Below are 13,036 nucleotides of genomic sequence, written 5' to 3'. Positions count from 1 at the left end.
CGTTCATCCTCTCGGGATGAGCGGCATTTTTTCTGGGCGGACGGCCGCGGGATCGACGCGGAAGCTTAGAAGAATCAAGCAATTGGCATCTTCAGGGCATGGCATGGTGCTAATTGTCGGCCGAGACCTCCCGCTGGCGCGGAAATACGGTAATCTTGGCGAAAAAATACCACTAATAAGGAGTTGCTTATGCTGAGCCGCAACGCGGCCTTGCCGCGCATCGTCATCGTCGGCGGAGGAGCCGGGGGGCTGGAGCTGGCCACCCGTCTGGGGCGCACGCTGGGGGCGCGCCACCGCGCGCAGATCGTGCTGGTGGACGGTTCTCCGACCCATATCTGGAAGCCGCTGCTGCACGAGGTGGCCACCGGCGCGCTGAACACAGGCGAGGACGAGGTCAATTACTTCGCCCACGGTTATCGCAACGGCTACGATTTCGAATTCGGCTACATGACCGGGCTGGACCAGGGCCGGCGCGCGATCCGGCTGGCGGCCATAGCGGGCCACGACGGCAGCGAGCTGAGTCCGGAGCGCGACGTGCCCTACGACTGGCTGGTGATCGCGGTCGGCGCCGAGGCCAACGATTTCGGCACGCCCGGCGTGGCCGAACACGCGATGTTCCTCAACACGCCGGCCGACGCGGAAAAGCTGCGCCACCGCGTGCTGGAACAGGCCTTCCGCGCCAGCGGCGGCCTGGCGCCGGCGCGCGCGCTGTCCATCGCCATCGTCGGCGGCGGCGCCACCGGCGTCGAGCTGGCGGCCGAGCTGAACCACACCATGTGCGAGCTGCATCATTACGGCGCGCGCCTGCAGCCGGAGCGGGTCAGGATCAGCGTGATCGAAGGCGCCGACCGCATCCTGGCCGCCGCGCCGCCGTCCTTGTCGGCCTATGCCGAGGAACAGCTGGCCGGCAAGAACATCCGGGTGCTGACCGGCAGCCGGGTGGCGGCGGTGGAGGCCGACGGCGTCGCGCTGCTTGATGGCGGCAAGGTGGAGGCCGACATCACGGTGTGGGCGGCCGGCGTCAAGGCGCCGGGCTGGCTGGCCGGCCTGGACGGGTTGGAGACCAACCGCGTCAACCAACTGGTGGTCGACACCCGTCTGCACTGCGCCGGCGGCGACTGCGTCTACGCGATGGGCGATTGCGCCGCCGCGCCGGACGGCGACAGCGGCCGCATGCTGTCCGCGACCGCCCAGGTGGCGCACCAGCAGGCGCGCTATCTGGCCGACGAGCTGGCGCGGCGGCTGGACGATCTGCCGGCGAGGCCGTTCGCGTTCAAGCCGCAGGGCATGATGGTGTCGCTGGGCAAGCATACCGCGGTCGGCAGTCTGGCGGCGCTGGTCGGTCCCAAGCGCGACTATCACGTCGAGGGCCGCGGCGCGAAGCTGATCTACGCGTCCTTGTACCGGATGCATCAGGCCGCGGTTCACGGCTGGGTGCTGGCGATACTGCTGTTCATCGGCGACAAGCTGAGACGGGCGGCGCGGCCGGCCTTGAAGTTGCATTGATGGCCGGGCGGGCCGTTCAAGCCCGCTTTGAGGAGGTTTTGGCGAATGCCGTCCACTTGCGGGGAGTGGGCGGCATTTTGTTTGGCGGCGCCGTTTGTGTCTGGCTGGCCGGTCTTGAGTGCTGCGCCGCAGCTTGACCCGTTCCTGCCTTTCTTCGATGCTGCTTTGACATTCGCATATCGAAGGAGCGGGCATGGAGTTGGGCAAGTGGCTGGACGGGCGGCCGTTGGGCGGGTTTCAGTACCGGCTGTTGGTCTTGTGCGGGCTGTGCATGATTCTGGACGGCTTCGACGTGCAGGCGATGGGCTATGTCGCGCCGGCCTTGCTGGAAGACTGGGGCATCGCCAAGTCGGCGCTGGGGCCGGTGTTCAGCGCCGGCCTGTTCGGCCTGTTGCTGGGGGCCTTGCTGTTCGGCGCGCTGGCCGACCGGATCGGCCGCCGGCCGGTGCTGCTGGTTTGCACGCTGATGTTTTCGGCCGGCATGCTGGCGACGGCGGCCGCGCAGACGCTGCCGCAGCTGATCGCGCTGCGTTTTCTGACCGGCCTGGGCCTGGGCGGCATCATGCCGAACGCGATGGCGCTGGCCGGCGAGTACAGTCCGGCGCGTAGGCGCGCCAGCCTGATGATGGTGATTTCCTGTGGTTTTTCACCGCCGGCGCGCTGCTTGGCGGCTTGCTGGCGGCGTGGCTGATTCCGGCGCATGGCTGGCGCGCGGTCTTTGTCGTCGGCGGCGTCGCGCCCTTGCTGCTGTGGCTGCCGATGCTGCGTGGCTTGCCGGAATCGGCGCGCTTTCTGCTGCTGCGCGGCAAGTCGGCGCAGGCCTTGTTCTGGCTGCGGCGGATGGAGCCGGCGCTGCCGGCGGACTGCCGGCCGTGGCTGGCGGAGAGCTTGCCGTCGCAAAGCCCGGTGGCCGCGTTGTTCGGCGACGGCCTGGCCCGGCGCACGCTGTTGCTGTGGCTGCTCAGCTTTCTCAACTTGATCGTGCTGTATTTCCTGTCCAACTGGATGCCGTCGTTGCTGCGGGCGCAGGGGCTGACGATGCGCGACGCGCTCCTGGCCGGCAGCATGCTGCAGCTGGGCGGCGTGGCCGGCACCTTGTTGCTGGGCTGGTGCATAGACCGCCAGGGTTTCCGGCGTGTCCTGCCGGCCTGCTTTTTGCTGGCGGCGCTGGGCCTGTGGCTGCTGGGCCGGGTGGAGGGGCAGGTGCTGGGATTGTACGCGGCGCTGTTCGGCGTCGGTTTCCTGATCATAGGCGGCCAGCCGGCGGTCAACGCGCTGGCGGCCAGCGCCTATCCGACCGGCCTTAGGGCCACCGGCGTCGGCTGGAGCCTGGGCATCGGCCGCGTCGGTTCGGTGCTGGGGCCGTGGCTGGGCGGCGTGCTGATCGGCCTGGCCTGGAGCCAGGCGGCGCTGTTCGCCTTGCTGGCGCTGGTGTCGCTGGCCTCGGCCGCCGTGGTGTGGATTTACCACCGCGACGGCGGCGGGCCGCGAAAGGAAGAGGGGCTTTAGATCGCCAGCAGCGCGGCGACGACGCGGCGGTCTTCGGCCAGCAGGATGTTGAAGGTGCGGCAGACGGCCTGGGTGTCCATGCACTCGACGCCGATGCCGGCGCCGGTCAGCGCCGCGTACAGCCGCGGATGGACGAAGCGCTGGCTGCGGCCGGAGCCGAACAGCACCACTTCCGGCCGGTAGGCCAGCAGCGCGTCGAAATGTTCGGCGGCGAGGCCGGCGAAGTCCGGCGCGGCCCAGGCGGCGATTTCGTCGCCGCTGACGATCAGATTGCCGTCATGGCGTTCGGCGTTGATCAGCACATGGCCGTCGCCATAGCCGGTGAACAGATTCCTGCCCTGTCCCAGCGACTGATGCATTTTCATCGGAATTGGCTCCGTTGGCGTGAGTTTGGCGCGCGGCGGGTGGGCCGCGCGGCGGCGCTGTGCAGCGCACCAAAGATTGGGATAGGATTATACCCAGACCCGGCCATGGCGCGACCACGCCCTGAAGATGGTTTCCAGCGCCGGGCGCCGACGATTACAGAGATCCCATGAAACAAGCACACCGCCAACGCAACGCCGTTCCGTCCGGCGGGCGGCCAGATACGGAAGCCGCCGCCGCCATGCAGCCAGTCCATAAATCGCAGAAACTCGCCAATGTCTGTTACGACATCCGCGGTCCGGTGCTCGAGCACGCCAAGCGGATGGAGGACGAGGGTCACCGCATCATCAAGCTGAACATCGGCAATCCGGCGCCGTTCGGCTTCTTCGCGCCGGACGAGCTGATCGAGGACGTGATCGCCAACCTGCCGGCGGCGTCGGGCTATTCCGATTCCAAGGGCCTGTTCGCCGCGCGCAAGGCCATCATGCACTACGCGCAGCAGAAGCATCTGCCCAATGTGGCGATGGACGACATCATCGTCGGCAACGGCGTGTCCGAACTGATCGTGATGGCGATGCAGGCCTTGCTGGACAACGGCGACGAGGTGCTGGTGCCGGCGCCGGACTATCCGCTGTGGACCGCGGCGGTCAGCCTGGCCGGGGGCAAGGCGGTGCACTACCGCTGCGAGGAGGAGAACGGCTGGTTCCCCAGCATCGAGGACATCCAGGCCAAGATCACGCCGTCCACCCGCGCCATCGTCATCATCAATCCGAACAATCCGACCGGCGCCGTGTATCCGCCGGAACTGCTGCAGCGCATCGTCGACGTGGCCCGCCAGCACCAGCTGATCGTCTACGCCGACGAGATCTACGACAAGGTGCTGTACGACGAGGTCGAGCACACCTCGATCGCGTCCTTGGCGCCGGACCTGTTCGTGGTGACCTTCAACGGCCTGTCGAAGAACTACCGCGCCTGCGGCTACCGCGCCGGCTGGATGATACTGTCCGGCGAGAAGAAGCACGCCAGGGACTATATCGAGGGCCTGAACATGCTGGCCTCGATGCGCTTGTGCGCCAACGTGCCGTCGCAGTACGCGATCCAGACGGCGCTGGGCGGCTACCAGAGCATAAACGACCTGGTGGCGCCGGGCGGGCGGCTGGCGCGCCAGCGCGACCTCGCGCACAAGCTGTTGACCGAGATTCCGGGCGTCAGCTGCGTCAAGCCGCAGGGCGCGCTGTATCTGTTCCCGCGACTGGATCCCAAGGTCTATCCTATCGCCGACGACCAGCAATTCATCCTGGAATTGCTGCAGCAGGAAAAGGTGTTGCTGGTGCAGGGCAGCGGTTTCAACTGGATTGCGCCGGATCACTTCCGCGTGGTATTCCTTCCCAACTCGGACGATCTGATCGAGGCCATCGGCCGGATCGCGCGCTTCCTGGAAAGTTACCGCAAGCGTCACGGCGCCGCCGAGTAAGCGTTTGAACGCGGCGGCGGGTTCGATTCCCGCCGCCTTTTGGCGCTGACCGGGCTGAGATGCTCGCAAAAGACGCTGAGGACCACCCGGACAGGACAAGCCTGTCCAGACGGCCTTCGGCCGAGACAAAAACAGGGACTGAATGGAGATGTGCATGAAACCGATCAATATCGGCCTGCTGGGCGTCGGAACCGTAGGCGGCGGCACCGCCACCGTGCTGGAACGGAACGCCGGTGAGATCACCCGCCGCGCCGGCCGCGAGATCCGCCTGTTGCAGGCGGCCAGCCGCGACATGGCCAAGGCGCGCGCCGCGCTGGGGCCGGACGTGTCGCTGGTCGACGATGCGCTGCAGGTCGTCGACAATCCGGACGTCGACATCGTCGTCGAGCTGATCGGCGGCGACGCCGTCGCCAAGGATCTGGTGCTGAAGGCGATCGCCAACGGCAAGCACGTGGTCACCGCCAACAAGAAGCTGCTGGCGCTGCACGGCACCGAAATCTTCGCCCGCGCCCAGGAAAAGGGCGTGATGGTGGCGTTCGAGGCGGCGGTGGCTGGCGGCATCCCCATCATCAAGACCCTGCGCGAGGGCCTGGCCGCCAATCGCATCGAGTGGATAGCCGGCATCATCAACGGCACCTCCAACTTCATCCTGACCGAGATGCGCGACAAGGGCGCCAGCTTCGCCGACGTGTTGGCCGAGGCGCAGAAGCTCGGTTACGCCGAGGCCGATCCGACCTTCGACATCGAGGGCCACGACGCCGGCCACAAGCTGACCATCATGGCGGCGCTGGCCTTCGGCATCCCGATGCAGTTCGACCAGTGCTATCTGGAAGGCATCAGCCAGCTCGACGGCCGCGACATCCGCTACGCCGAGGAGCTCGGTTACCGCGTCAAGCTGCTGGGTCTGACCCGCCGCACCGAGACCGGCGTCGAGCTGCGCGTGCACCCGACGCTGATCCCGGAGGGCCGGCTGATCGCCAACGTCAACGGCGTGATGAACGCGGTGCTGGTCAAGGGCGACGCGCTGGGACCGACGCTGTACTACGGCGCCGGCGCCGGCGCCTTGCCGACCGCGTCGGCGGTGGTGGCCGACATCGTCGACGTCACCCGTCTCTTGACCTCGGACCCGGAACATCGGGTGCCGCACCTCGCCTTCCAGCCGGATCAGCTGCAGAATCTGCCCATCCTGCCGATAGCGGAGGTGACCAGTTCCTATTACTTGCGCATCGGGGCGATAGACCGCGCCGGCGTGCTGGCCAGCATCACCCTCCTGCTGGCCGAGAACGGCATCTCGATCGAGGCGCTGATCCAGAAGGGCTCGGTGTCCGACGGCACCGCCGAAGTGGTGATCCTGACCCACCGGGTGCAGGAAAAAGCGATCAACCGCGCCATAGCCGGCATCGAAGCGCTGGACAGCGTGGCCGGCAAGGTGGTGCGCCTGAGGATGGAAGAACTGAATGACTAGACTTTGGCAAGCCGGCCTGTGCGCCGCCTTATTGGCCGGCGTCGCCGCCGCCACGCCGCTCAGCCCCGGGCAGCATCAGCTGCTGCAAGGCTTTCTGATGCGAGGCTGCCTGAAGCGCACGCCGGCGTCCGACGGCGTCGGCCAGCCCGGCAACGAGCAGGTGCAACGCTACTGCCAGTGCGCCAGCGAAAAGCTGGCCGGCACCTTCACCGAGGAAGAGGTGATGGGCGTGGTCACCGGCCAGATCAAGAAAGACGATCCGCGCGGCAAGCAGAGGCTGAAGGAAGCCTCCGCCGCCTGCGGCCAATACCTGGAACAACGTTGATGCGATACATCAGTACCCGCGGCGGCATGGCGCCGCTGCCGTTCTGCGACACCGTGCTGATGGGCCTGGCGCCGGACGGCGGCCTGCTGCTGCCGGAGCGCTATCCCCGGATCGACCGCGCCACGCTGGACGCCTGGCGGCAGCTGGGCTACGCCGAGCTGGCCTTCGAGATCATCCGCCTGTTCGCCGACGACATCCCGGCGGACGACTTGAAGGGCATCGTCGAGCGGGCCTACCGTCCGGAAACCTTCGGCAGCGAGGCCATCACGCCGGTCAAGCGCCTGCATGACGGCCTGGCCGTGCTGGAGCTGTCCAACGGCCCGACGCTGGCGTTCAAGGACATGGCGATGCAGTTCCTCGGCCAGTTGTTCGAGCATGTGCTGGACACGCGCGGCGAGACGCTGAACATCGTCGGCGCCACTTCCGGCGACACCGGCTCCGCCGCCGAGTACGCGATGCGCGGCAAGCGCGGCATCAATGTGTTCATGCTGAGCCCGGACGGCAAGATGAGCGCCTTCCAGCGCGCGCAGATGTACAGTCTGCAGGACGAGAACATCCACAATATCGCCATCGACGGCATGTTCGACGACTGCCAGGACATCGTCAAGGCGGTGCAGAACGACCACGCCTTCAAGGCGCGCCACAAGATAGGCACCGTCAACTCGATCAACTGGGCACGCGTCGTCGCCCAGGTGGTGTACTACTTCAACGGCTATTTCCGCGCGACCGAGAGCAACGACGAGAAGGTCAGCTTCTGCGTGCCGTCCGGCAACTTCGGCAATGTCTGCGCCGGCCACGTGGCGCGCAGCATGGGCCTGCCGGTGGACCGCCTGATCGTCGCCACCAACGAGAACGACGTGCTGGACGAGTTCTTCCGCACCGGCCGCTACGCGCCGCGCGGCAGCGATCGCACCTATGTCACGTCCAGCCCGTCGATGGACATCTCCAAGGCGTCCAACTTCGAGCGCTTCGTGTTCGATCTGGTCGGCCGCGACGGCGCCGAGGTCAAGCGCTTGTGGACCGAGGTGGACGCCGGCGGCGGCTTCCAGCTGGATGCGGAAACGATGGGTCGGGTGCGCGAGGCCTTCGGCTTCGTCTCCGGCAGCAGCGACCACGCCGACCGCATCGCGACGATACGGCGGGTGGACGCCGAGGACGGCGTAATCGTCGATACCCATACCGCCGACGGCATCAAGGTGGCGCGCCAGTTGCGCCGCGACGGCGAGAACGTCGTCTGCCTGGAAACGGCGCTGCCGGCCAAGTTCGCCGAGACCATACGCGAGGCGCTGGACCGCGATCCGCCGCGCCCGGCCGGTTTCGAGCATCTGGAGTCGCTGCCGCAGCGGGTGGTGACGCTGCCGGCCGACGCCGGCGCGGTGAAGGCGCTGATCGAGCAGGCCCTGGGCTGATCCCGACCGGCGACGGCAATAAAAAAACAGGCTCCATGCGGAGCCTGTTTCTTTTGCGGCGGGCGGGACTCAGAACGAGACCGCGACGCCGATATTGCCGCCGGCCTGGTTGCCGCCGTTTCTGCCGCTGGTGGCGGTCAGCTGGCCGAAGGCGGTGACGCTCTTGCTGAAGTTGGCGCTGACGCCGGCGGTCCATTCCATCCAGTTGCTGCCCGGCTTGCCGAGATTGGTGGTCCAGTCGCCTATGCTGGACGTCAGGCCGGAAGTCACGCTGCGGTCGTCCTGCTTGAACTCGTGGGCGAGGCTGACCTTGGCGTACGGGCTGAACTTGCCGATGGTGGCGTCCAGCTGCCAGCCGACGCGGCCGATCAGCGAGCTGATGTGCTGGCCGTTGTACCACATGCTGCTGCTGTCGCCGTTCTGCTCGTTGTAGCCGTTGATGTTGGCGTAGTTGTATTCCAGGCCGGCCACCGGACCGGTGGTGAGGCCGCGGTACTGCAGGCGGTAGCCGCCGCCGACGCGCACGCCGTACTGGGTGGCGTGGGTCTTGCCGCTTTCGGTGATCGAGGCCGAACCCAGCGTCACATTGCGGCTCAGGTCCAGATCGCCGGAGCCGATATGCAGGTCGCCGTCCACCCAGAACTTGTCCTGGTTGTAGCTGACCAGGCCGCTCATCAGCGTGCTGCGGTCGTTGATGCTGCCGGCCGAGCCGCCGCTGTCGATATCGGTCTTGCCCTGCTGGCGCGACATCGCGATGCCGACGCTCAGCGCGGGGGTGGCCTGGTAGTCTATGCCCAGCGTGTACAGCTGGCCCTTGGGCTTGGCGCTCAGGCCGTTGTCGTAGCCGACCTTGTCGCTGCTGAAGGCGCCGTCGACGAAGGCGCTGACGGTGCCGACCGCGCGTTGCTGCGAGCGTATCGCCTGATAGCGGGCGTCGAGCGCGCCGCCCAGCTGGCGGGCGTTGCTCAACGACGCTTCCGGGATGGCGCCGGCGAAGTACGGCGCCTGCAGCAGGCCATAGATGTAGTCGCCTATGATCTGATGCGCGGCGGGCGTCGGGTGCAGGCCGTCGGTGAATACGTAGTTCTGGTTGTAGGCCGACTGCGAGCAGGTGATGGCGTCGGCAGCGCAGATCGAGCCAATCGTGTTGGTGAAACCGTACTTGCCCGGATTGGCGCTGATTTCCGTCATCAGCTGGGCAATGTTCGCGCGCACAACGCCATGCTGTTGTCCGCTGGTCTGCAGGCTGAGGTCGACCAGGCTGTTATAGCCGCTGGTCAGTTGCTGCAAGGCGGCCAGCGTGGTGTTGTAGCGCGCGGTCAGGGTCGTGACGGAGTCCGGCGCGCCCATCGCGGTGTTGGCGGCCGCCAATGCTTGGGCAATGACGGTTGCCTGGTTGGCCTGCGTTGCGTTGCCGCTGCTGACAGCCGTCCAGGCGGCGCCTACCGCATTGTTGACATAGGCTGCCAGGTTCGCGCCGCTGAGGCCCGCGCCCTGGCCGACCGCGGTGGCCACGCCTTGCACGGTCTGGTACAGCGCGGCAGGGGCCGACGCGAGATTGGGGACGTTCGGGACGATGATGGTTTTCGCGCCGGCGCCTTGCAAGGCGCCGATCAATTGGCTGGCCGTGGCCGCGGAGGTGGCCAACAGCTTGGTCGCGGTCGTGCCCGTCGTGTCCGAACTCAGCGTGCCTGCCGCTGCCGACAAGTCGTTGCCGCCTATCCATACCGAATACACGGCATTGGGATTGGCCTTGCCTCCGGTGGAGGCGAGGTAGTTCTGCACCTGGGTCGGCAGTTCCAGAATGGCGGTCTGACCGTCCGGGCCGAACTGCTCGACGGAGCCGCTCGCGCCGGTTGTGCCCGGGAACTGGGTAATCGATTGATAGCTCTGCGCAACGGCGCCGCCCTGGGCATAGTTGTTGCCCGTGCTGCTGGTGTTCTGCGGATTGCTCGGATTGTTGGCGACGGAGCTCTGGCCGTAGTGTCCCGTCAGGACGGATGTCCAGTTGGGCTTGTTCTGATAAGTCCAGTGAGCGCCGACAGGCAGGCCGCCTTGGCCCCCAAAGGCGCCGATGTCGGACAGGCTGTCCCCGAAGAAATAGAAATTGCTGTAAGCGTTGGCTACGGCGGGCATGGTTAGTGCGGTGGCCAGGGCGATAACGGTCAGGCGGCTGCGCATCGAGTTCCTCCTCGACAAACGAGTATGTTGATGTTGTATTTAGTGTCAAGAGTCTAAGCTCTATTCAAACGATTATTCGAGAGGTCGGGGAGTGTTGTCAATCGGCATCGCGCCATCGCCGCGGCTTCGGCTAAAATACGGCATGCGAAGAATACTGTTGTGCTGTTGTTGCCTGATGCTGGCGGCGCCGGCCTGGGCGGCCGGCAATCAGAACCTGGGCCTGCTGGAGAAGCTGGCGGATCAGTTCCTGAAACACGAATTGGCCCTGCGCGCCGCGACCTGGACGCTGGGACAGCTGGATCGGCGGCTGGTAGTGCCTGCCTGCGACAAGCCGAAGGCCGACTGGGCGACGCCCGGCGTGACCACCGGCGCCACCGCGGTGGCCGTGTCCTGCCCCGACCTGGGCTGGGCGTTGCGGATTCCGGTCCGGTGAAGATCAACGAAAAGCGCGTCGGCGTGGCGCTGAACCGGGCGATGGCGCCCGGAGAGCAGATCACCGCCGACGACGTCAGGCTGGTCGACATCAGCAATCCGGCGCTGGCCGGCAATGTGTTGACCGACGCCAGCCAGGCGATCGGCCAGGTGATGCGGACCGGCGCGCCGACCGGGGCCTGGCTGCGCAACTTCATGGTGCGCGCGCCTTATCTGGTGCGCAGCAACCAGCAGGTCAAGGTGATGGCGCAGGGCGACGGCTTCAGCGCCGAGGCCGAAGGCACGGCGCTGGGCAACGCCGCCCAGGGCGACCAGATCAGCGTGCGGCTGAGCACCGGCAGGGTAGTGCGAGGCATGGTGCAGGCCGACGGCAGCGTGGCCGTGGTTTTCTAGCGCGCGGCGGCTGTGAAAAAAGAGTTCAAGAGATTGTTTTTTCGGTCGATAATAGGATCAGTTGAGTTTAGCTACGGGAAGGCCTGGCCATGAAAATCGACAATTCGGGCAAGCTGTCCGGCACCTACGGCACGCAGGGCAAGACTGCCGCTCGTGCGCCGTCAAGTTCCGCCAGCAGCGCCGGCAGCAGCAGCGACAATGTGCAGATCAATTCGGTCGCCAGCCGTCTGAGCGCGATCGGCAACGATCCCAGCACGCAGCAACCGTCGTTCGACGCCGCCAAGGTGGAGTCGATCAAGTCCGCGATCGCCAACGGCAGCTTCAGCATCAACGCCGACAAGATCGCCGACGGCCTGATCTCTTCGGCCCAGGAGCTGTTGAACGGCTGACGGGCGGCATGGAAGAAGCGGGAACATGTCAGTCATCGATGAGTTTGTGAATTTCTGCCGGGACGAGGCCGAACTCGTGTCCCGGCTGGTTGCGTTTCTGGAAGAAGAACAGAAGCTGTTGATCAACGGCGAGGAACGCAAGCTGGAGTCGCTGTCCGACAGCAAGAGCCAGGTGCTGGACGAACTGGCGCGGCAGTCGGCGGCGCGCGGCAACCTGATGGCGTCGCTGGGCGTGCTGGATCGCGACACGCTGTACATCTGGCTGGCCGACAAGCCGTCGGCCTGCGAGGCCTGGACCGATCTGGAAGACGCGGTCAACCGCGCGCAGAGCATCAATCAGCTGAACGGTAGCTTTGTCAACGACAAGCTGGCCAAGGTCGAGGAGTCGCTGGGCGTGTTGCGCGCCGCCGCCGCCGCCACGCTGGGCTACGACCGCGGCGGCAATCAGCGCGAAGCGGTCACCGGGCGCCGTCTGCTTGGTTCGGCCTGAGTCCGCGGTGATCGAAACGGGGCGCCTGAACGGCGCCCTTCGCATTTGCGCCGCCTGCGGGTGGGCGTACGCTGGCCTTTATGGTATCTTCCCCAGCGGTCCCGTGAAAATCACATCCAGAACCCATGACTCTGATCTCCCTGATTCTCGCCCTGGCCCTGGAGCAGCTGAGACCGCTCGGCAATCGCAACCGGGTGTGGTTGTTGTTTACCCGTTATGCCAACCATCTCGAGCGTAATCTGAACGCCGGCGCCGAACGCCATGGCGTTTTGGCCTGGCTGGTTGCCATCCTGCCGGCGGTGGCCTTGAGCCTGCTGCTGTTCTATTCGCTGAAAGCGGTGAGTCCGCTGCTGGCGCTGGCCTTCAATGTGCTGATGCTGTACCTGACCATGGGCTTCCGCCATTTTTCCGGCGCATTCTCAGATATCTCGCAGGCGCTGGCCGAGGGGCGGGAGCTGGATGCGCGGGTGGCGCTGGCCAACTGGACCGGACAGGCGACCGCGGAATTGTCGGTGGAGGAAATTTCCCGGCTGGCGATAGAACAGGGCATCCTGGACAGCTATCGCCACGTGTTCGGCACCATGTTCTGGTTCGTGGTGTTGCCGGGGCCGTCCGGCGCGCTGCTGTACCGCTTGTGTTCTATGCTGAATCAGAAATGGGGCAGCCGCGACGTGGACGAGGATCCGTTCGGGCGCTTCGCGGCGCGGGCCGCGGCCTGGCTGGACTGGATTCCGGTGAGGCTGACCGCCGCCGCCTTCGCGATCATGGGCGATTTCGAGGATGCGATCTATTGTTGGCGTTCCCAGGCCAGGACCTGGGGCAATTACGCCAACGGCATCCTGCTCGCCTCGGCCGCCGGCGCGCTGGGCGTGAAACTGGGCGATCCGCTCAGACAGGACTATTCGGTGAAATACCGGCCGGAGCTGGGGCTGGGCGACGAGGCCGATCCCAGCTTTCTGAAAAGCGCGGTCGGATTGGTCTGGCGTTCCGCCCTGTTGTGGCTGGCGGTGACGTTGCTGATCAGCGTGGCCAGCCATATGGGCTGACGGTGTGTTGCCGCCTTTCGGGCGGCATTTGCTTTATCCGCCGCCGGTTTATCA

The 13,036-nt window shown here is 66.2% G+C and carries 14 protein-coding genes; 12 read left to right on the top strand and 2 right to left on the bottom strand.

What is annotated here, in order from left to right; translation table 11 throughout:
• Nucleotides 1-189: 189 nt before the first annotated feature.
• The 3 genes from CXB49_RS17295 to CXB49_RS23970 all read left to right on the top strand — a co-directional run bounded on the left by CXB49_RS17295 (nucleotide 190) and on the right by CXB49_RS23970 (nucleotide 3,015).
• A complete protein-coding gene (locus CXB49_RS17295; RefSeq protein WP_101709535.1) occupies nucleotides 190-1,506 on the top strand; it encodes an NAD(P)/FAD-dependent oxidoreductase in 1,317 nt (438 codons plus the stop codon).
• 193 nt (nucleotides 1,507-1,699) lie between these two features.
• Entirely contained in the window at nucleotides 1,700-2,197 is a 498-nt protein-coding gene (locus CXB49_RS24305) for an MFS transporter (protein ID WP_199406711.1), read from the top strand.
• A complete protein-coding gene (locus CXB49_RS23970) occupies nucleotides 2,179-3,015 on the top strand; it encodes an MFS transporter (RefSeq protein ID WP_199406710.1) in 837 nt (278 codons plus the stop codon). The genes CXB49_RS24305 and CXB49_RS23970 overlap by 19 nt, the downstream gene beginning before the upstream one ends.
• Here CXB49_RS23970 and CXB49_RS17285 read toward each other — a convergent pair.
• Nucleotides 3,012-3,380 carry an Mth938-like domain-containing protein gene (locus CXB49_RS17285; RefSeq protein WP_101709534.1) on the bottom strand — a complete coding sequence of 123 codons (369 nt, stop codon included), beginning with the start codon at nucleotides 3,378-3,380 and terminating at the stop codon, nucleotides 3,012-3,014. The genes CXB49_RS23970 and CXB49_RS17285 overlap by 4 nt on opposite strands.
• 239 nt (nucleotides 3,381-3,619) lie before the next feature.
• Here CXB49_RS17285 and CXB49_RS17280 point away from each other — a divergent pair, with 239 nt between their 5' ends.
• From CXB49_RS17280 to thrC, 4 genes are all read left to right on the top strand, one after another.
• Nucleotides 3,620-4,852, top strand: a complete 1,233-nt coding sequence (locus CXB49_RS17280) for a pyridoxal phosphate-dependent aminotransferase (protein ID WP_101709533.1) — start codon at nucleotides 3,620-3,622, stop codon at nucleotides 4,850-4,852.
• Between the two features lie 154 nt (nucleotides 4,853-5,006).
• Nucleotides 5,007-6,317, top strand: a complete 1,311-nt coding sequence (locus CXB49_RS17275) for a homoserine dehydrogenase (protein WP_101709532.1) — start codon at nucleotides 5,007-5,009, stop codon at nucleotides 6,315-6,317.
• On the top strand, nucleotides 6,310-6,642 hold the full coding sequence (locus CXB49_RS17270; RefSeq protein WP_158300932.1) for a hypothetical protein: 333 nt from the start codon (nucleotides 6,310-6,312) through the stop codon (nucleotides 6,640-6,642). The genes CXB49_RS17275 and CXB49_RS17270 overlap by 8 nt, the downstream gene beginning before the upstream one ends.
• Nucleotides 6,642-8,051, top strand: a complete 1,410-nt coding sequence (thrC, locus tag CXB49_RS17265; RefSeq protein ID WP_101709530.1) for a threonine synthase — start codon at nucleotides 6,642-6,644, stop codon at nucleotides 8,049-8,051. Before CXB49_RS17270 ends, thrC begins: the two co-directional genes overlap by 1 nt.
• A 69-nt stretch (nucleotides 8,052-8,120) precedes the next feature.
• On the opposite strand, the gene CXB49_RS17260 is transcribed toward thrC, so the two are convergent.
• The gene (locus CXB49_RS17260) at nucleotides 8,121-10,232 is read right to left on the bottom strand and encodes an autotransporter outer membrane beta-barrel domain-containing protein (protein WP_101709529.1); all 2,112 of its coding nucleotides are present in this window, start codon (nucleotides 10,230-10,232) and stop codon (nucleotides 8,121-8,123) included.
• Between the two features lie 142 nt (nucleotides 10,233-10,374).
• Between CXB49_RS17260 and CXB49_RS23715 the strand changes: the two genes are divergently transcribed.
• From CXB49_RS23715 to CXB49_RS17240, 5 genes are all read left to right on the top strand, one after another.
• Entirely contained in the window at nucleotides 10,375-10,665 is a 291-nt protein-coding gene (locus CXB49_RS23715) for a hypothetical protein (RefSeq protein WP_158300931.1), read from the top strand.
• Nucleotides 10,662-11,057 carry a flagellar basal body P-ring formation chaperone FlgA gene (gene flgA / locus CXB49_RS23710; protein WP_158300930.1) on the top strand — a complete coding sequence of 132 codons (396 nt, stop codon included), beginning with the start codon at nucleotides 10,662-10,664 and terminating at the stop codon, nucleotides 11,055-11,057. Before CXB49_RS23715 ends, flgA begins: the two co-directional genes overlap by 4 nt.
• Before the next feature lie 89 nt (nucleotides 11,058-11,146).
• A complete protein-coding gene (flgM, locus tag CXB49_RS17250) occupies nucleotides 11,147-11,446 on the top strand; it encodes a flagellar biosynthesis anti-sigma factor FlgM (protein WP_101709527.1) in 300 nt (99 codons plus the stop codon).
• A 25-nt stretch (nucleotides 11,447-11,471) separates the two neighbouring features.
• Nucleotides 11,472-11,936 carry a flagella synthesis protein FlgN gene (locus CXB49_RS17245; RefSeq protein WP_101709526.1) on the top strand — a complete coding sequence of 155 codons (465 nt, stop codon included), beginning with the start codon at nucleotides 11,472-11,474 and terminating at the stop codon, nucleotides 11,934-11,936.
• Nucleotides 11,937-12,061: 125 nt separating this feature from the next.
• Nucleotides 12,062-12,982, top strand: coding sequence for a CobD/CbiB family protein (locus CXB49_RS17240; protein ID WP_101709525.1), 921 nt, complete (start codon nucleotides 12,062-12,064; stop codon nucleotides 12,980-12,982).
• Nucleotides 12,983-13,036 lie beyond the last annotated feature (54 nt).

The sequence above is a fragment of the Chromobacterium sp. ATCC 53434 genome (genome assembly GCF_002848345.1).
GTDB lineage: Bacteria > Pseudomonadota > Gammaproteobacteria > Burkholderiales > Chromobacteriaceae > Chromobacterium.
This window is presented reverse-complemented; position numbering and strand designations above follow the sequence as displayed.

Bases quoted from the DNA above. Each gene is read 5' to 3' on its own strand.
- CXB49_RS17260 (WP_101709529.1), bottom strand. From the start codon at position 10,232: ATGCGCAGCCGCCTGACCGTTATCGCCCTGGCCACCGCACTAACCATG.
- CXB49_RS17275 (WP_101709532.1), top strand. From the start codon at position 5,007: ATGAAACCGATCAATATCGGCCTGCTGGGCGTCGGAACCGTAGGCGGC.
- CXB49_RS17240 (WP_101709525.1), top strand. From the start codon at position 12,062: ATGACTCTGATCTCCCTGATTCTCGCCCTGGCCCTGGAGCAGCTGAGA.
- CXB49_RS24305 (WP_199406711.1), top strand. From the start codon at position 1,700: ATGGAGTTGGGCAAGTGGCTGGACGGGCGGCCGTTGGGCGGGTTTCAG.
- thrC (WP_101709530.1), top strand. From the start codon at position 6,642: ATGCGATACATCAGTACCCGCGGCGGCATGGCGCCGCTGCCGTTCTGC.
- CXB49_RS17295 (WP_101709535.1), top strand. From the start codon at position 190: ATGCTGAGCCGCAACGCGGCCTTGCCGCGCATCGTCATCGTCGGCGGA.
- CXB49_RS23715 (WP_158300931.1), top strand. From the start codon at position 10,375: ATGCGAAGAATACTGTTGTGCTGTTGTTGCCTGATGCTGGCGGCGCCG.
- CXB49_RS17245 (WP_101709526.1), top strand. From the start codon at position 11,472: ATGTCAGTCATCGATGAGTTTGTGAATTTCTGCCGGGACGAGGCCGAA.
- CXB49_RS17285 (WP_101709534.1), bottom strand. From the start codon at position 3,380: ATGAAAATGCATCAGTCGCTGGGACAGGGCAGGAATCTGTTCACCGGC.
- CXB49_RS17280 (WP_101709533.1), top strand. From the start codon at position 3,620: ATGCAGCCAGTCCATAAATCGCAGAAACTCGCCAATGTCTGTTACGAC.
- CXB49_RS17270 (WP_158300932.1), top strand. From the start codon at position 6,310: ATGACTAGACTTTGGCAAGCCGGCCTGTGCGCCGCCTTATTGGCCGGC.
- flgM (WP_101709527.1), top strand. From the start codon at position 11,147: ATGAAAATCGACAATTCGGGCAAGCTGTCCGGCACCTACGGCACGCAG.